General features: G+C 36.6%; 12 protein-coding genes and 1 pseudogene. 12 read left to right on the top strand and 1 reads right to left on the bottom strand.

Going from position 1 to position 18,748, the window contains the following annotated elements:
- Positions 1–150: 150 nt before the first annotated feature.
- Positions 151–2,727 (top strand): DNA-binding transcriptional activator, encoded by a 2,577-nt coding sequence (locus tag C8N37_RS10840; protein ID WP_108158906.1) that lies wholly within the window; start codon positions 151–153, stop codon positions 2,725–2,727.
- 77 nt (positions 2,728–2,804) lie between these two features.
- On the opposite strand, the gene C8N37_RS10835 is transcribed toward C8N37_RS10840, so the two are convergent.
- The gene (locus tag C8N37_RS10835; RefSeq protein WP_052627675.1) at positions 2,805–4,169 is read right to left on the bottom strand and encodes a sulfatase-like hydrolase/transferase; all 1,365 of its coding nucleotides are present in this window, start codon (positions 4,167–4,169) and stop codon (positions 2,805–2,807) included.
- Positions 4,170–4,701: 532 nt separating this feature from the next.
- Between C8N37_RS10835 and C8N37_RS10825 the strand changes: the two genes are divergently transcribed.
- The 11 genes and pseudogenes from C8N37_RS10825 (at position 4,702) to C8N37_RS10775 (ending at position 18,623) form a co-directional block, all read left to right on the top strand.
- Positions 4,702–5,907 (top strand): MFS transporter, encoded by a 1,206-nt coding sequence (locus tag C8N37_RS10825; protein ID WP_094772463.1) that lies wholly within the window; start codon positions 4,702–4,704, stop codon positions 5,905–5,907.
- A gap of 214 nt (positions 5,908–6,121) precedes the next feature.
- On the top strand, positions 6,122–8,467 hold the full coding sequence (locus C8N37_RS10820; protein WP_211322231.1) for a TonB-dependent receptor: 2,346 nt from the start codon (positions 6,122–6,124) through the stop codon (positions 8,465–8,467).
- A 2-nt stretch (positions 8,468–8,469) separates the two neighbouring features.
- Positions 8,470–9,636 (top strand): PepSY-associated TM helix domain-containing protein, encoded by a 1,167-nt coding sequence (locus C8N37_RS10815; protein WP_108158904.1) that lies wholly within the window; start codon positions 8,470–8,472, stop codon positions 9,634–9,636.
- Between the two features lie 201 nt (positions 9,637–9,837).
- Positions 9,838–10,827 (top strand): L-histidine N(alpha)-methyltransferase, encoded by a 990-nt coding sequence (locus tag C8N37_RS10810; RefSeq protein ID WP_108158903.1) that lies wholly within the window; start codon positions 9,838–9,840, stop codon positions 10,825–10,827.
- Between the two features lie 11 nt (positions 10,828–10,838).
- Positions 10,839–12,026, top strand: a complete 1,188-nt coding sequence (gene egtB / locus C8N37_RS10805) for an ergothioneine biosynthesis protein EgtB (RefSeq protein ID WP_108159074.1) — start codon at positions 10,839–10,841, stop codon at positions 12,024–12,026.
- 10 nt (positions 12,027–12,036) lie between these two features.
- On the top strand, positions 12,037–12,972 hold the full coding sequence (locus C8N37_RS10800; RefSeq protein ID WP_108158902.1) for an ATP-binding cassette domain-containing protein: 936 nt from the start codon (positions 12,037–12,039) through the stop codon (positions 12,970–12,972).
- Positions 12,969–14,531: an ABC transporter permease/substrate-binding protein gene (locus C8N37_RS10795; protein WP_244914399.1), complete on the top strand. Its 1,563-nt coding sequence runs from the start codon at positions 12,969–12,971 to the stop codon at positions 14,529–14,531. The genes C8N37_RS10800 and C8N37_RS10795 overlap by 4 nt, the downstream gene beginning before the upstream one ends.
- Positions 14,532–14,685: 154 nt before the next feature.
- A pseudogene (locus tag C8N37_RS10790) lies at positions 14,686–15,843 on the top strand (IS3 family transposase).
- A 110-nt stretch (positions 15,844–15,953) separates the two neighbouring features.
- Positions 15,954–16,643, top strand: coding sequence for a zinc-binding dehydrogenase (locus C8N37_RS10785; RefSeq protein ID WP_244914398.1), 690 nt, complete (start codon positions 15,954–15,956; stop codon positions 16,641–16,643).
- Positions 16,644–16,762: 119 nt separating this feature from the next.
- Positions 16,763–17,902: an MFS transporter gene (locus C8N37_RS10780; protein ID WP_211322230.1), complete on the top strand. Its 1,140-nt coding sequence runs from the start codon at positions 16,763–16,765 to the stop codon at positions 17,900–17,902.
- The gene (locus tag C8N37_RS10775) at positions 17,895–18,623 is read left to right on the top strand and encodes an HAD hydrolase-like protein (protein WP_108158900.1); all 729 of its coding nucleotides are present in this window, start codon (positions 17,895–17,897) and stop codon (positions 18,621–18,623) included. The genes C8N37_RS10780 and C8N37_RS10775 overlap by 8 nt, the downstream gene beginning before the upstream one ends.
- Positions 18,624–18,748 lie beyond the last annotated feature (125 nt).

The raw sequence follows: 18,748 nt of genomic DNA, 5'->3' as shown, positions 1-18,748 counted from the left end.
CATTTGATTGTTTTTTTGTATACTTTTAAGGCATTAAGATGTTGACAAATTAGTTACTAACCATTAAATCAGCTAGAGGTTTGATGCAGTCGCCTTTTAAAAAGGCATCATGCGTCCATCCTTTCTGATTTAAGTTTTTGATTGCTCTGTATGAGACTCTATTATATATATTTTGCTATTTACTTTTTCCTGCCGACGCTAGCCTTTTCACAGGGACTTAAATTTAATGGAGGTCATCATGCAATCGATAAACGCACATCTTATGAAGTATTTGCGAAAAAAAATATTTCATTTGAAGGATTATTTGACATTGACTTTCAACTATCTATCTATGGGGCAAATTCACTTGGGAATATCCTCAGAGTTCAAAACAAGGAAAATAACACCATCTATAATCTCTTTTACGATGAAGAAAAAGATCAATGCATCTTCAGACTAAATGAAGAAGGAAAAAGTAGTTTGATCACCGCTAAAATAGATCGTCGATTATTGAATAACAACACTTGGTTTCCGGTTAAATTAACCTTTGATCTCCGACAAGGTATTTTTAAACTTCAAATAGAAAACAAAGTTTTTTCATCCGAAAAAATTGAACTTCCTAATCCTTATTTTCCAATCATTACTTTTGGAAAAAGTGATTACCTGATCGATGTACCTAATATGGGGATTAAAAATCTGTCCATTGGGAATAAAAACACCAAATATATATTTCCATTACGAGAAAATGAAGGTCATATCGTTCATGACTTTGAAGGAAATAGTTATGGATTAGTAACCAACCCGGAATGGTTAATCAATGATTCATACCAGTGGAAATTAGTGAACACCTTTCATTCGTCGACTCAAGCAGGGTCTAATTATAATGAAATCAGAAAAGAAATCTATTATTTCAATCGCGATTCGATATTCATTCATAATATTAAAACGAATGATACTCGAAAAGTTGCTTTTCAAAAACAATGCCCTGTTGACTTGATTCAAGCAACAAACTTTCTAGATGTAAAAGCAAATAAGCTGTATGTCTATGAATTATATCATAACTATCCCTATGATGGCCCAACTGTCGCCAGTCTAAATCTAGATAACTTTACTTGGACTATTGAAAGCTATGACGGGATGCAAAAGGAACTACATCACCATGGGTTCTTTTTTGATCAGCAAAAAAAGCAATATTACATCTTCGGAGGGTATGGAAACATGTCCTATAGTGACCAATTTTATAAATATGCCATTGACTCTTCCAAGTGGCAAAAATTGGATGATCTTGCAGGAGATAAACTCTTTCCCCGTTATTTTCTATCGGCTGGTTACATGGAAAATAGTCATACCGCTTATATTTTTGGGGGTATGGGCAACGAGTCTGGGGAGCACATCGTAGGAAGAAAATACTATTACGATCTTTATAAAATTAACTTAGATACGAAGAAGGTAACCAAGATGTGGGATATTGCATGGAAAGATAAACACGTCGTACCTGCAAGGGGTATTGTATTTCCCGATCAGTCACATTTCTATGCTCTATGCTACCCTGAACACTTAACCCGATCAGCGATCAAGCTTTATCGGTTTTCAATCCAAGATGGAAGCTATGAAATATTAGGTGACTCCGTGTCGATCTACTCGGATAAGATTTCAACTCGGGCACAGCTTTACTATGATCATCAACTTGGTCGTCTACTCGCTTTGGTACAGGAGTCAAGTGATGATATCAAATCAACCTTGAAAATCTATTCTTTAAATTCTCCTCCTATCTCAGAAGCTGAGTTAAGCAACTATCCAAAAAAGGATAATAAAGTAAAGTATATGATTTTAGTGCTGCTAGGGGCGCTTATCGGAACAGCAAGTTATAGAATTATCAAAAGATTAAAGAAAAAGAAATTTGATGGATCTGTTGTCTTTCCAATACCAGAAAATGAAGCGGATAGGACTAAGGAACATACGTTGATCGAGACTGAACCATTAGCCTCTATCGATCAATTAAAACCCATTACTACCGATGCAATTATATGGAAAAACAACTCTCGAGCCAATGCAATCTATTTATTTGGAGAATTTAAGGTATTAGATCGCAATCAAAAGGATATCTCCCATTTATTTAGCACCCGACTGAAACAAGTCTTTTGTTTGATTTTGACGCACGGAGGTGAATCAGGAATTTCGTCCGCATTATTGAGTCATCTGGTCTGGCCAGATAAATCTGAAGATAAAGTCAAAAATTCAAGAGGTGTGACAATCAATCATTTAAGAAAAGCATTAAGCGAATTAGATGGAATAGAATTACGCTATGAAAAAGGACGTTTTAAAATGGAACAAGATGCCGATTTCTATTGTGATTATACGAGATGTATGGAACTGACTTCATCGCTTAACATTACGGAAAACATAGATGAGTTAATTCATTTACTAGGAAGGGGAAAGTTCTTACAGAGTACCAATCAACCTATTTTCGATTCGACTAAGGCTGATCTGGAGAAAAATATAATACCACTTTTAATCGCAGAACTCTATCACAGTATGGAGGCACATGCCTACAACGATAGTATAGCATTGGCTGAAGTTATATTTATGTTTGATCCACTCCATGAACAGGTATTATTTATGCAAATTAGGGCAATGCTTGCTTTAAAATTGACACAAGAAGCCCGTATACGTTTTCAAAGCTTTGCTAGCGAATATAGAAACATCATGGGAGAAAATTTCCCATTCCACTTCGAAGATATTGCCTAAATTAATACTATGGGTTTGAAACCTCAAATCAAATTATCTTAATCATTTGATTTGAGGTTATAGGAGATACTGAAAAATTATTCTGTTTCATCAAAAGAAGCAAATACCGTTTTCAGCTCTGCCATTTTTTCTGGATATTGATGGATCAAATTGGTCCGTTCGCTAGGATCCCATGCAACATTAAACAATTCTTCAACCGTTTCTTCGGTTTTACCTGATATCAAATTGGTTCGCTGTTTGACAATCCTATATTTCCAATCGCCAACCTTTACTGCCTCTGGCTTACCGTAATTGACCAAAAATATCGGTCTGTGATTATAATATAAATCAGGATCATTGCCTTCTAACAAAGTACGAATCGATTGTCCATCCAGTTTTCTATCTGGTAAAGAAGATCCTGTCCAAGAAGCAATAGTTGGTAAAATATCTAGATTGCTGATAGAAGAACGAATAACTTTTCCTTCAGGAATAATCCCCTTTCCGAAAACAATAAAAGGGACGCGCGCACCGCCTTCATAAGTCAGCGCTTTCGAGCCTTTAAATACTCCTGCAGTTCCGACATGCCAGTTTTTCGTCTCGCCATCATCTGCCATACGTGATGGATATTCTATCCAAGGTCCATTATCACTAGAAAACATCAAGATGGTATTTTTATCCAGACCCTTAGCCTCTAGTGCGTGCCATAATTGAGCAATATAATGATCCAACTCATATAAGACCGCCCCAAGAGGACCTGCATTTTGATCATTGACGTAGGGATTATGCTTATTGGAGAATGCTACAGGAAGATGTGGAAAGTTATGGGCATAGTATAGAAAGAACGGTTTGTCTTTTTTTTGATTGTTTATAAATTGAAGCGCTTCACGATGATAATGTTGACTAAGATCTGAATCATCAGGAGCAAATACTTCAGGAGTACGATTTCTAAAAAGTTTAATCACTGTATCCGTTTTTACATATGGGGCACGGTAATCATGGCTATACAGCATCCCATAAAAGAAATCAAATCCTTGTGCATTGGGTAGCGATTCTGCTTTATCACCAAGATGCCATTTTCCTACCAAAGCTGTTCGATAGCCCCTCTGTTTTAACATTTCAGCGATCGTTACCTCAGCATCAGGTAGACCTAAATCAGAACCAGGACCGATCGGTTGAGGCAAGTTATAGCGAGAAGCATAGCGCCCGGTCAATAGCGATGCGCGAGATGGTGTACATGAAGGAGTGGAAACGACATAATTTGTAGCCCGTACACCCTTACTCGCTATGGAATCCAAAAAAGGAGTCTGAATATTCGGACTGCCATAAGAACCCAAATCGGAATACCCCATATCATCGGTCAGAATAAAGATAATATTCGGGGGTTGTTTTTGTGCATATGATAAGGAACAAGAGCATATCCACATTAATAATAGCAATTCTTTTAGGCGAAACAAAATGTTCATAGCAATGAGTTCTTTTTTAAGTTAATCATAATAGCTGTCTATTTATTCTGTATTGATCGTACAATCGTAAACGAATATAATTAATAAATGAGGATACCTGCCCTCCATATAGATATTAAAATACGAAAACGATATCGCTGGATATTTTCACAAATTATGTTCAATCGTCTATATCTCCATGCTTATTAATAATGTCACCATATCCGCAAACAACATCATTTAAATGTCAAACAAATGGTAAGAAAGGATTCTATTTCTTTATAAAGATACTGATTAACACTCCTTATAAAACCACTATTAACCAATACAAAAGAAATAACATAGCACTCATTATCAACACTATAATTGACAATAATTAATCTACCATCCTATATACCATAAAATTTAAATAGGGAATTGGATTGCTTTTATAGATCATGTAAGCCAGTCCTTGAAGTAAAAACAAATACACGTCATTGTTGAATTTTATACCTTTGCCCATTATGGGTTTCCCTTTTTCTACCCACCTCATTTTTTCAGTAAAAAGAGTTACATGCAAAACAATACTATACATTCAAAAAAATCATTTGCACCAACACTAATTGCTTTTGCATTAGTACCGATTTCAGGTTTGGCTACCGATATCTATTTACCATCAATGCCACAAATGGCGCAAGAGCTTGGATTAGCAGAAAGCAATATTCAACTTACCTTATCACTTTTCTTAATCAGCTATGGTATCGCTCAATTTTTTACCGGTGCCCTTGTTGATGCATGGGGAAGATACCGGATTACCTTAATTTCACTTTTTCTCTTTACCTTAAGTTTTTGGGTAACTGCCACAACAGACAATATCTTGGTTATTTATCTGATGCGCATATTGCAGGGAATTTTATCTGCATTTGTCGTTGTTTCAAAGCGCGCCTATTTTGTGGATGTATATGAAGGAGAAGAACGAAAACGTTACTTGAGCGCTATCACCATTGTATGGTCATTAGCCCCAATCATCGCACCTTTTATCGGTGGTTATTTACAAGCACAATTTGGATGGCGCTCGAACTTTATGTTGCTGGCAGCGTATAGTGCTATTCTATTTGTATTGGAACTGATTTTTTCTGCCGAAACTATACGTAAAAAGAACCCGCTACAACTGAATTATTTAGTGACCGAATTTAAAACCATGCTTCAAACCAAAGATTTTACCTTCGGTGTATTGATGTGTGGTATAAGTTATGGATTGGTCATGTTTTATAATCTAAGTGGACCGTTCTTTATCGAGCACAATCTAGGCTTTAGTTCTATTACGACGGGATATATTTCATTACTGATGGGACTTGCATGGATGTCAGGTGGATTTATAGGGCGAGCACTTATCCAGAAATCTTTGTTGCCAAAATTACAAATGGCTAATTATCTACAAATTGGTTTTATCGTTGTGATGATCTTAATATCACCATATGCCACCAATATTTACACCTTATCGTTATTTGCTTTTCTTATCCATGTGACTGCAGGGTTTATATTCAATAACTATTTTGGGTACTGCTTGGGTCGTTTTCCTTCATCAGCTGGAATAGCAGGTGGACTCGCAGGAGGTATTACGTATCTGGTCACTTCGGCATTAAGCTATATTGTCGTGAGTCTCGTGAATCCAGATACCCAAACTGAAATTGGAATAGGTTACGCGATTTTTGCATTTTTGGGTTTTGTTACGCTCATCATTATCAAGCTTAAAAAAGCCTATAAACAGTGGGTATAGGAAACAAAACTATGAAATAAAGAATACCGATAATAATCCCGGTACAAACAAAAAAGGTCGCTCTAAATCATCGAATTTTAGAGCGACCTTTTTTAATAGCCTAAAAAAAATCAAATTATTGACCAAAAAAACTAAAAAAAATTTTACTCGAATCAAATAGATTGTATATTTGCCTCTGTTTAGAACAAATCTAAATTAATATAGAATAATACAGATGCTTATTACATTCAGATCCATCCAAGGAAGATGGAAATATCTCCTACTGTTTGCGGCCTTTCAGCTATTCGTTTTCATATGTGAAGCCCAACAGATGCATATACATGTCAAAACAGAAAAAGGTACTCCAATTGCTGGTGCTACAATCCTTCTTAATCAGCAGTTTCTAGGAAGTACGGACACCAGTGGATTCCTATTGACAACAAATGAAAAAATTGTCAATCAAAAAATATCGGTTTCTGCAGTAGGGTTTCGTGAACAAACGCTCAAATTATCAAATCAGATGATTGATAAGGTTTTAGATATTATTTTAGTAGCGAGTACACATGTCCTTGATGAGATTGTGGTGACAGCAGGTCGAAAACCAGAAAGCATTTCGACTATACCCTCCTCTATTACAATTCTGAACCAACAAGATATTCAAGCGCAGACTAATATTACCAATAACTTAGCCACGGTATTAGGAAATGCGATTCCAGGGTTGGGAACCTCAACCAATAAAGCAACAAATTCGGGACAAACACTTCGTGGACGTGCAGTACTCGTATTGATTGACGGAATCCCGCAATCAACACCGCTTATGAATGGAGCACGTGACCTACGAACTATCGACCCCAGTGTAATCGAACGTATCGAAGTCATAAAAGGGGCTACTTCCATTTATGGAAATGGTTCGGGTGGAGGTATCATCAATTATATCACGAAAAAAAACAGCGATGGTAAAAAGGTAAGCGGGCAAACGATGTTGGGAACATCAATAAATCCATTTGATCCAAAAGAAACGATCGGTTATAGACTGTCGCAACAGCTATCAGGTCAAGTAAATAGGTGGAGTTATACCGTATCTGGATCTGTTGATTATACTGGTTTACAAAGAGATTCTGATGGTTTACCATTAGGGCAAACAGATGGTTTATCAAATTCCTATCAATATAATGGGTTTGCGAAAATTGGTTATAAAATTGACTCAAGCAGTACCTTGACCGGATTCTATAACTATTACGGGAGCACACAACGAGCTCAATATATCAGTAAAAGTGGCGTATATGGTCAGACGCCCACTATTGGAGTCGAGGGAGAAGAACCAGGTAAGCCCGCTGGCACTCCATTCAATCACAATGCCATGTTGTCCTACTCCAAAAATAATCTCTTTCATGCTACACAATTAGATGTGACAGCTTATTTAAATTCATTTAGATCCATGAATCGGTATGTTGCAACCGGAACGGCTTGGTATGGCCCTGGACAAACCATGATCAACTCGGATAAAAAAGGATTAAGAGTCAATTTAAATACACCATTTCAACTTTTTACTATCCCGACCGAAATAACGTATGGTTTGGATCTCTTGAAAGATGTCACGTATCAAGATTTAACAGATGGCCGTGTATACATCCCTAAAATGAATATGGTTAACTTTGCACCATATGTACAGCTAAAAGCAGATCTAGTTGAAAATCTAATCTTCAAAGGAGGCGTTCGCTATGAAAATGCGACTGTTAAGATCAATGATTTCAATACGATCGCTACAGGTCCTAATGGCGAAGGTAGCATTATGGTGAGTGGTGGAAACATTCCTTATAAGGCGACGATGTTCAATGCCGGGTTAAGGTTTACAAAATACGATTATTTCAATCCCTTTGTGAGTTTTTCACAGGCATTTGCCATCAATGAATTGGGCCGTATCTTACGCAGAGCTACAGAAAACACCATCGGAAATCTAGAAACAGACCCCATCATTACCAATAATTATGAAGCGGGTTTTTCAAGTCGTTTCAGTATATTCAACGTATCAGCTTCTTATTATATCAGTACTTCAGATTTAGGTGTAAACTTGGTTGATGTCGGTGGATTTCTGATGCCACAACGCGAGCCTGAAGAGGTAAAAGGTTATGAAATTACACTAGATGCTCAGCTTAGTCAACAATTAAGTTTAGGTGGTAGTTATGCTTATGTGGAAGGAAAAGCAAAAATGGATGATGGCAGTAAAATTTATCTGAATGGATCTCGAATTGCACCACCAAAAGCAACAGGGTTTCTGAGCTATAAACCCAACCAACAAGTAAACTTACAGTTGTTTTGGATACATACGGGTGCTCGGGATCGATTTGCACTTAATGATAAAGGAAAATATAACAATAGTGAAGGACCTATCAGTAATGTTGATCTTTTCAATTTATCCGGTAACTACAAATTTAATAAAAACTGGAGAATAGGTTTAGGAATAGAAAATTTATTCAACACATCTTACTATCCAACAGTGAGTCAATATCGTGCTTTAGATGCTGAGTATGTGAAAGGTAGTGGTATGGTGACTTCGGTGAATCTACATTACCAATTTTAAGAATGATTAAAAAAGGTATATTATGGTTACACAAATGGCTAGGCTTATTTACAGGTCTGGTCGTTTTCATTGTCAGCTTATCCGGTTGTGGCTATGTGTTCTATGACGAGCTTAAATTAATAATCTATCCGCAAAAATATTATACGCATGAACCGCAATCCGATCATATTAAGCTCCTACCCCTTACCCAACTGATAGACATTGCTCAAAAAGTTTTACCTGAAGGTGAAAAGATCAGCCGTGCAGATCTTTATCTTTCTCCAAACAGAACATGGGTTTTTCGTGCTGTAAAAACGAATGAACAGGGTATTGGTCATCATCAATATTTCACTTATCATAAGCGGGTATTTATAAATCCTTATTCGGGTCAGGTACAAGTAGTGGAAAATTCCAAAACTGAATTTTTCCAAGTGATATTGCAGTTACATATGAACCTCCTGTTGGGGAAAAAGATCGGTCATTGGGTCGTAGGAATTTCTATTATTATATTTATTATTATTCTACTATCAGGCATTGTTTTATGGTGGCCTAAAAAATGGAGTTTAAAAAAAATAAAAAGACAGATTTGGTTTGATTTCAACGTGAAATGGAAGCGATTAAATTATGATTTGCATCAGATCTTGGGACTTTATAGTTTAATCTTTGCTCTTCTAATTGCAACAACAGGTATTGCGTTTACTTTCCCTGCTTTTAAAGAATTGTATGTGAAGGCATTCAATCATCTGGGGGATACAAAAAAACTATCACCACAGAAAAACTTTGATTATGTACCTCAAAATCAATCAAAAACCATAGACAATGCCCTGAGTTACACCTTAACCAAACATCCTCAAGCAGAGATGATGTCAATCCGCTTACGCAAATCAATTACTGAATCTCAAGATATACAAGTGAGGTTTACTGAGGATCGTACAGGCGAATTCATTTGGTATTATTTTAATCAAACAAGCGGTCAGATTGAAAAACTAAAACAATCTGAAAATGCTCCAATCGGTGATAAAATTGGAGCTATGAATTATGATCTTCATGTAGGAAGTTATGGCGGAATGTTAACCAAAATTCTAACATTTATCGTGGGTTTGATCTGTGCTTCTCTCCCGATTACAGGGACTATTATTTGGATCAATAAAATGAAGAAAAAGAAAAAAAAGATAGCGAGAACCAAATAAAAATATAATAACAACCAACTGATTATCTTTCCTAAAATTATAATAGCTCAAAATAAGTATCGTAAAGCCATTGAAAAAATGGCTTTACTTATTTAACAATATCCGATACAGCAAACAAGTCATAGTTTTCATATGTTATACCATTAGAACGATAGAAACCGTCGAACTTTTCATCGATAACAAATTAAAAATTACGACATAATGAAATTTGGTCTGCAAAGCGAACACCAACAAGATAATATTAGTCAAACTATTCAGAAATTTCGTCAGGAAGTATTAGAAGATTTAGGCAACACTCCGAAGAAATTATCTTCAAAATACTTCTACGATAGCATTGGCGATAATCTATTTCAACAAATTATGGCTATGCAAACCTATTATTTGACCAATTGCGAACTCGATATATTCAAAAATAAAACGGCAGATATTGCTCATTTTATAAAAGCTGATGAGGAGCCTTTTGATCTGATTGAATTAGGTGCTGGTGATGCTATGAAATCTTCTTACTTACTGAGACGTCTGATTGATCAAGATGTCAATTTCAGTTACATGCCTATCGATATATCAGGAAATATTCTGTCTCTTTTAAAAACAAATCTCAATAAATCCATACCAAATCTTGAAATCACTTGTCTTAAAGGCGAATATTTTGAGATGATCGATCAAGCCACAGCATTATCATCAAGGCGTAAGGTAGTCCTGTTTTTAGGAAGCAATATTGGTAACATGGAGTTGGAAGAAGCTACACAGTTTTGTAGCTCATTGCATCAAAAACTTAATGTTGGCGATTATCTTGTCATGGGTTTTGATTTAAAGAAACATCCTCAAACCATATTAAATGCTTATGATGATCCTACCGGTATTACTGCAAAATTCAACTTAAATCTTCTTGCACGCATCAATCGGGAACTGGAAGCTAATTTTGATCTGAATCAATTCGAGCATTATCAAACCTATGATCCGCTCAGCGGTGCCTGTAGAAGTTATCTCATCAGTCTTGCTGCACAACAAGTAATTATTGATAACCAGCACATTTCCTTCTTAGAAAATGAACCGATCTATATGGAAATATCTCAGAAGTTCTCCGATAACGATATCCGACAACTTGCTCATCAATCAGGTTTTAGTCCAATAAGCGAATTGTACGATTCAAAAAATTGGTTTGTAGATGTCATTTGGCAAATCAAATAAAAAATAGTAATATGAAAACAACAGATACAATAAGCAAACACACCATAGATTTAGAAGAAAAATACAGGAAGATCAGAAATCATTCTGTCCATATTTGTGCTCCTTTAGCTATCGAAGATTATGTTGTACAACCCATTGCAGATGTAAGTCCTCCAAAATGGCATCTCGGTCATACTACATGGTTTTTTGAAACTTTTTTATTAATTCCATACTTTACTGGATACCAAGTTTTCGATCCACAGTATAATTATGTTTTCAATAGTTATTATGAGACTGTAGGTGCACGTGTTATCCGAACAGATCGTGGAAATTTGAGTCGTCCTTCGGTAGCTGATATTTATCAATATAGATCATATGTTGATGAACAGATGCAGCTATTTTTTGATCAAAAATTTCATTTATCAGAACCTATTGCTACTTTATTAGAACTGGGACTCAATCATGAGCAACAACATCAGGAATTGCTCATCACCGATATTAAATATATCTTAGGTCATAATCCACTTTTCCCTCCTTATTTGGAAGATTACATTTTTCCAGCAGCCGAATTGAAGAGTATGGAAATGATAAGCTTTGGTGAAGGTATATACGAAATCGGATTTGAAGGTACAGGTTTCTGCTTCGACAATGAATGTGGGCGACATCGTGTATATCTTGCGGATTTTGAAATTGCCAATCGCTTGGTTAGTAATCGCGAATATCTAGAATTTATAGAAGCTGGAGGTTATCTAGAATTTAATCATTGGCATGCCGAAGGTTGGGATTGGGTAAAAACTTCCCAGCGAAGATCACCTTTGTATTGGCATCAGATAAGTAATCAATGGATGCATTACACACATGCTGGTTTACAAGAGTTGGATCTTAATGCTCCAGTAAACCATGTGAACTTTTATGAAGCTACTGCTTATGCGAATTGGAAAGGAATGCGTTTACCGACAGAAGCGGAATGGGAAATCTCGGCAGATCAGCTAAACTGGGGTGAACGCTGGGAATGGACCGGAAGTGCTTATCTTCCCTATCCTGGATTCAAAAAGGAAGCAGGTGCAGTAGGTGAGTACAATGGCAAATTTATGGTCAACCAAATGGTTTTAAGAGGGTCATCAGAAGCTAGCTCCCAAGGACATAGTAGAAAGACATATCGAAATTTCTTTCACGCTCATCATCAATGGCAATTTACCGGTATACGGCTTGCGAAATGATTTATAACTCATGATAAAAGTAGACGCTATTTCAAAGAATTATGCAGGAAAATCCGTTGTTGACACGATATCATTTGAAGCACATAACCAAGAGATCTTGATTCTTTTAGGAACAAGCGGTTGCGGTAAAACAACCACACTCAAAATGATCAATCGGCTCATCGAAACAGATACAGGTCACATCTTGATCGATGGTCAAAATATACGGGATAAAAAAATTGAAGACCTCAGGATGGGAATAGGATTTATCATGCAAAATACGGGGTTGTTTCCACATTATACCATTCAAGAAAATATCGCCACAGTTCCAAAGCTATTGAAATGGGATAAAAAACATATTCAAAACCGTACGAATGAATTGATGCATAAACTTCATCTTTCTACGGATATGTTAGTTCGATATCCACATGAATTAAGTGGTGGACAACAACAACGGGTAGGGATCATTCGAGCTCTAATTGCTAATACACCTGTTCTTTTAATGGACGAGCCATTTGGTGCACTGGACAATATTACTAAATCGGAGATTCATACCGCATTTAAATCGCTAGATGAATTAAAAAATAAAACGACCATTTTAGTTACTCACGATGTGCAGGAAGCCTTTGAACTTGGTCATCGCATCGCCTTGATGGACAAGGGAAAAATCTTACAAATTGGAACTCCAAAAGAAATGATCTATCGTCCTAAAAATGATTTTGTTAGCAATTTTTTTGCAAGCAATAGATTATTGTTAGAACATAAAGTAACGACCCTAGCAGATCTCGAGAAGATGTTCCATATTCAGGATATCATACAACCAACCCTTTCAGCACAATCAAGCCTTTCAGCACAATCAACGGTATGGTCGGCTTTACAACATTTGAGTACAGATAAGCATGACTTTGATCGTTATGAAAAACTTTCAAAAGCATTTGCTGCTTACAGAAAAATGCAAATAACATGATGAAACAAAACTTTTGGACCTTTGTTGTAGAACAGCATGAAAAACTGTTCATGCAAGTCATACAACATCTGGGATTGACCTTTTCATCGCTCTTGCTTGCTATTATTGTGGGTATCCCGCTCGGTATATTGATATCAAGAAAGGAAAAATTAGCCCATTTTATATTGGGCACAGCAGGCATTTTACAAACAATACCCAGTATTGCATTGCTCGGTTTTATGATTCCTTTTTTTGGTATCGGAGCAATTCCCGCGATTGTAGCATTATTGATTTATGCGCTGTTGCCAATTATTCGAAACACGTATACAGGCATTACTGGAGTTAGCACCAATGTGATGGAAGCAGGAAAAGCGATGGGTATGAATTCGCGGCAATTATTATTTAAAGTACAGTTCCCCTTGGCAATGCCCGTCATAATTGCTGGAATACGAACCGCTACTGTGATTAATGTAGGAGTTGCAACTTTAGCTTCATTTGTTGGCGCTGGTGGTCTGGGTGAATTTATCTTCGGAGGTATATCACTCAACAATAGTAATATGATATTAGCGGGCGCAATTCCGGCAGCATTTCTTGCCATTTTTTTGGATCAGACTATCGCTTTTTTACAAGGTTTAAAATTTAGAAATTTAAATCAATGGCGTGTAATCGGCTCATTAATAACCATAATTGCCCTTGCATATTATTTTTGGCCCACCCCTACATCAAACAAATTAAAAGCAGGCTTTACCCCAGAGTTTATGGGTAGACAGGATGGTGATCTCGGTTTACGTGCGATCTATGGTTTGTATATGAATCCAAAAATTATAAGTGATGCGATTATGTACAAAGCTATCCATGAAGATCAATTGGATGTTATTAGTGGCTATTCTACAGACGGACGGATAAAGGCATTTAACCTAAAAGTACTAGAGGATGATAAAAAAATATTTCCGCCCTACTATGCTGCACCAATCATTAAATCAAAAACATTACTAAAATACCCAGATTTAGAACCTGTTATTGATCTACTAGCTGGTAAGATCAATGATTCCTTGATGACAGAAATGAATTATAAAACTGATTTTCTACAGCAAACACCGGAAAAAGTAGCACAAGACTTTTTAAAGTCCATACATTTATATAAAGAGGCCGGCCTACGTAATGCAGGAAAGATAAGAATTGGTACTAAAATTTTTGGAGAACAGTATATTCTCGCTGCATTATACAAAATGCTAATTGAAGGACATACCTCCTATGCCGTCGAAACAAAAACAGGATTAGGGGGTACTAAAATTTGTTTTGATGCGCTCGTAAATGATGCAATCGATCTCTATCCGGAGTATACCGGTACTGGACTATTAGTGCTCTTAAATCCGACAGAAGAAAATATAAAAGAGGTGACCCAAAACCCAGAAAAAACGTACCATTATGTTCAACAAGAATTTAAAAATAAATATGGTATACAATGGTTAAAACCGATCGGTTTTAATAATGCCTACGCTTTAATGATGCGAAATAAAGATGCTCATGATCAAAGGATAAAAAGTATTTCTGACCTAAAAGCGTATTTATCTTATTGAAATCATATTTATACGATATAGGGTTATGTATTTGATGGCTCCATTATAAAAATCCCTTTTTCCAATCTATTGGGGACGATAATATAAAAGCAGGTGTAATCTTCCCTTAAAATAGCTACGATAATAATTGTAGTAAATTTAATAATTTAGGGTAATGAGAAAAAGTAAATTTAGCGAGTCACAAATCATCAAGATTCTCTCGCATCAAGATTCAGGTCAGTCTGTTACTGAGATCTGTCGTGAGTACGGTATTAGTCAGGGTACCTTTTATTCTTGGAAGAGCAAATATTCCGGAATGGAAGTTTCTCAGCTTAAGCAAATGAAGGATATGGAGCGAGAGTTGGCGCAGTACAAGAAAATAGTTGCAGAACTCACACTTCAAAATACTGTTTTAAAAGATGTCATAGAAAAAAAGCTTTAGGGCCTGTCGAGAAGCGAGAGCTCGTAGGTTATGCCCTTGAATATTTCGGGATGAGCCTTCGTCAGGCCTGTTCATCGTTTAATATTAGCACTTCCGTTTATCGTTATGTCGCTAAGCGAAAGGATGATACTGAAGTCATCAATCAACTCTCTATCCTTGCAGAACTACATCGCACTTGGGGTTTTTGGATGATGTACCATCGACTGCGCAAGTTGCAATACATGTGGAATCATAAACGTGTTTACAGGATATATACTGCTATAGAACTAAATATGAGGAACAAACGCAAGAAACGTTTGCCGACACATGTAAAAGCACCATTGTTATATCCTATTGGGCCCAATATCACTTGGAGCTTAGACTTTATGCAGGACACTTTAGCCTGTGGCAAAACAATTCGTACATTGAACGTCATCGATGATTTTAGTAGAGAGGCACTTTCCATAACGGTTGATACCAGTCTTCCTGCACAACGAGTGGTTAGAGAATTGGATAAATTGGTTGAGTGGAGAGGAAAGCCTGAAAAGATCAGATAATGGGCCGGAATTTATTGCAATAGTAATACAGCAGGGGTGTAAAAAAAATAACGTGCAGTGGGAATTTATCCAGCCTGGAAAACCAACTCAGAATAGTTTAATTGAGCGATTCAATCGAACATTTAGACAGGATGTGCTAGATTATTTTATGTTTGATAATCTTTCTGAGGTTAGAAAATATGCAAATGCATGGGCTTGGATGTACAATAATATAAGACCGCATTCGTCATTGGGACAATTGACTCCGATAGAGTTCCTATTGAAATATGGAAAACTCTCCGAGTTTCCCACATTCCAACAGGATAGCAGTAGCAAATCTCATTGGAATTTTTTAGTTTTGGGTGTAGCTAGTTAGGGTAAGATTACAATACGGCTAACTATAATTCTGAAACTCCTCAAAAAAATGATCCTCTATATAAATATGGACATCGACAAATCACGGAACAAGATACTTTTCATGGTGGTTTGTCATCTCATATTATATTGCGACGCCATACTTATATCCGAATTCTTCCAAAAGAATTGCCGGCTCCAATTGCAGCAACCATCAATTGTGCCATTGCAACCGCTGCAGGTGCGATTAGGCTAGCGGGCACAATAATGGGTAAAAAAGCGCTCATATCAGGAATGGGGCTATTGGGCTTAGTTTGTGCAGCTATGTGCAAAGAGGGTGGAGCTTCTCAGATTGTGGTACCAGATATTGACGACACACGTTTAGTGTTAGCAAAACAATTTGGCGCTTCCGAAACACTGAATTCAAGGGTAACCAAACTTAGTGAACTCGATTCCTTAAAAACAGCAAATGGTCTTGATCGCTTTATCGACATGAGTGGTTCACCTGATGCCATGGAAGATGGAATAGAGCAATTAGGAGTTAACGGAGTCGCTGTATTTATCGGAGCAGTATTCAAGCACCGCAAGCTTGAAATCGATGCAGAACAAATGATCAGACCCATCTTAACGATTAAAGGTCTTCATAATTATAATTACCAAGATTTTTCAACAGCAGTAGATTTTATTATTGAGAACTGGAAGAAATATCCTTTTTCAGATCTCGTTGAAAAAGAATTCTCGCTGGAACAAGTCAACGAAGCATTTGAATATGCTGTAGTCAATAAACCAATACGTGTAGGCATCAATATGGATCTTAGATAGCCGAAGATGCAGATACAACAAAACTTTAGAAAAGAACAATGGAAAATGTTATTCATCACCATGTTCTGTTATTTATTTTTCTACACGGGAAGACATAATTTGGATGGGCAGCAAAAGGTATGTCTGTCGAGCTCGGTATCAGTTACCAACAAATTGGGTGGATCAGTTTTTCTATGCTAATGGGATATGCTATAGGACAATTAATCAACGGTAATCTAGCCGATCGATTAAGTCCTAAGATCATGATTTTGACGGATGGTTCTCTCTCTATCATCTGTAATCTTTTCATCAGTTATGCTAACACTTATGGTGTAATCCTGGTGCTTTGGACCTTAAATAGTTACTTTCAATCCATGGCATGGGGATCGGGCAGTAAATTGATCTCCAATTGGTGGGATAGCAACGAATGTGGTAAAGCGTTTGGTTTTTACACTATGGCAGCTGGTAGCTCATCTGTACTCACCTTTTTTATGGCACTACTTCTCCTTCAACAAGAACAAAGCTGGCGCACCCTCTTCAGGTATCCTATTCTCTTTCTTGTCTTCGCTTTAATCCTGTTTTTAATCATTGCTCGCAGTCATCCTGCGTTAAAAGGTTTTATATTACAGTCAGACAATGTACTTGATCAGAACACCCAAAAGTTAGGATGGAAAGAATCTTATAAAGAAGTATTTCGTAATAAAAATTTCATTACCGCATCTTGCGCGATCGGATTTCAAAGTATGGCTAGATATGGTCTTATCTTTTGGGTACCAATCCATTTTTTAGGAAAAAATTATAAAGAATCTACCGGTAACTTATGGCTTACCTTATTTATCCCCATTGGAATGGCTGTAGGCGCAATTTCATTTGGCTATATCTCAGACTTGATCTTCAATAAAAACAGAAGCAAATCTATCCGCACGGGTATGTTATGCAGCTGCGTTATCGCCCTACTAATCTATTTTATACCGACTCCGCATCATGTACTCGCGGCAGTACTTATGTTTGCTTCCGGATTTTTTGTTTACGGACCTCAAGCTAACTTTTGGACATTAAGTCCAGATTTATTGGGTAGAAAATTAGTCGGTACAGGGATAGGTGTCATGAATATGTTTGCCTATGTATTTGCAGCTATCGGCGAACCTATCTTTGGAAAAATCATTGATTATACAGGTAATACCTCTAATATTTTCCTAGTTGTTGCCGCCATTTGTGCTTCGTGCGCAATCATTATATCTTTTGTAAAACCGCAAACATCTATTAACAAACATGAGTAAAGTAAAATTAGCCGTATTTGACATGGCAGGAACAACAGTTCAAGACCACAATGAAGTAGAAAAATGTTTCTTTGATGCCATTAAAGCAACAAACATCGACGTATCTTCTGAAAAAATAAATAGTATGATGGGTTGGTCAAAGATCTTAGTATTTGAAACGATCTGGAAAGAGGCGATTGGTATTGATCACCCTTCTTATCGTGATGAAGTAAATAAGTCTTACCAACTATTCTGTCATACCTTAGAAAACCATTATGAGTCTGTTGGAGCTAAGCCATACGATGGCGTACTGGACGTATTCGAGTTCTGCAGAAAGCATGATATTAAAATAGCTTTAACAACAGGTTTCTACCGTAAAGTAACGGACATTATTCTACAAAAACTAGGCTGGGATAAAGACTTGGACAAGAATTATCTTTGTATAGACAATACAGAATCTAATAGTATTAACTATTCCATATCCAGCAGCGATGTGACGCATGGCAGACCAGCTCCAGATATGATCAAATTGGCGATGCAAAAGTTTAATATTTCAGACAGCAAATCTGTAATTAACTTAGGAGATACCCCTTCTGATCTACAATCTGCACACCGTGCAAATGTACTTTATTCAGTAGGTTCTCTTTACGGCACGCACAAAGAAAATGAATTAATGGCTTATCCACATGATCAATTTATTAAAGAGCCTAAGGCGTATATTGATATTATCAAACAGCTATAACAACCTCTATTAACCCAGAAATTAGGTTCTAAATTATCATGAAAAGAAAATCATTTTTAAAGATCGGAGGCCTTGGTGTATTCGATTTTAAAATTTTAAAACCAGTAATGATTAAAAGCCTTGTT

This window comes from Sphingobacterium faecium, from assembly GCF_003054045.1.
GTDB classification, from domain to species: Bacteria; Bacteroidota; Bacteroidia; order Sphingobacteriales; family Sphingobacteriaceae; genus Sphingobacterium; species Sphingobacterium faecium.
The sequence above is the reverse complement of the archived record's forward strand: the minus strand, read 5'-3'. Positions and strand labels throughout refer to the sequence as shown.

Coding starts and splice junctions, on each gene's coding strand:
- C8N37_RS10840 (WP_108158906.1), top strand. CDS start 151: ATGAGACTCTATTATATATATTTTGCTATTTACTTTTTCCTGCCGACG.
- C8N37_RS10835 (WP_052627675.1), bottom strand. CDS start 4,169: ATGAACATTTTGTTTCGCCTAAAAGAATTGCTATTATTAATGTGGATA.
- C8N37_RS10825 (WP_094772463.1), top strand. CDS start 4,702: ATGCAAAACAATACTATACATTCAAAAAAATCATTTGCACCAACACTA.
- C8N37_RS10820 (WP_211322231.1), top strand. CDS start 6,122: ATGCTTATTACATTCAGATCCATCCAAGGAAGATGGAAATATCTCCTA.
- C8N37_RS10815 (WP_108158904.1), top strand. CDS start 8,470: ATGATTAAAAAAGGTATATTATGGTTACACAAATGGCTAGGCTTATTT.
- C8N37_RS10810 (WP_108158903.1), top strand. CDS start 9,838: ATGAAATTTGGTCTGCAAAGCGAACACCAACAAGATAATATTAGTCAA.
- egtB (WP_108159074.1), top strand. CDS start 10,839: ATGAAAACAACAGATACAATAAGCAAACACACCATAGATTTAGAAGAA.
- C8N37_RS10800 (WP_108158902.1), top strand. CDS start 12,037: ATGATAAAAGTAGACGCTATTTCAAAGAATTATGCAGGAAAATCCGTT.
- C8N37_RS10795 (WP_244914399.1), top strand. CDS start 12,969: ATGATGAAACAAAACTTTTGGACCTTTGTTGTAGAACAGCATGAAAAA.
- C8N37_RS10780 (WP_211322230.1), top strand. CDS start 16,763: ATGTCTGTCGAGCTCGGTATCAGTTACCAACAAATTGGGTGGATCAGT.
- C8N37_RS10775 (WP_108158900.1), top strand. CDS start 17,895: ATGAGTAAAGTAAAATTAGCCGTATTTGACATGGCAGGAACAACAGTT.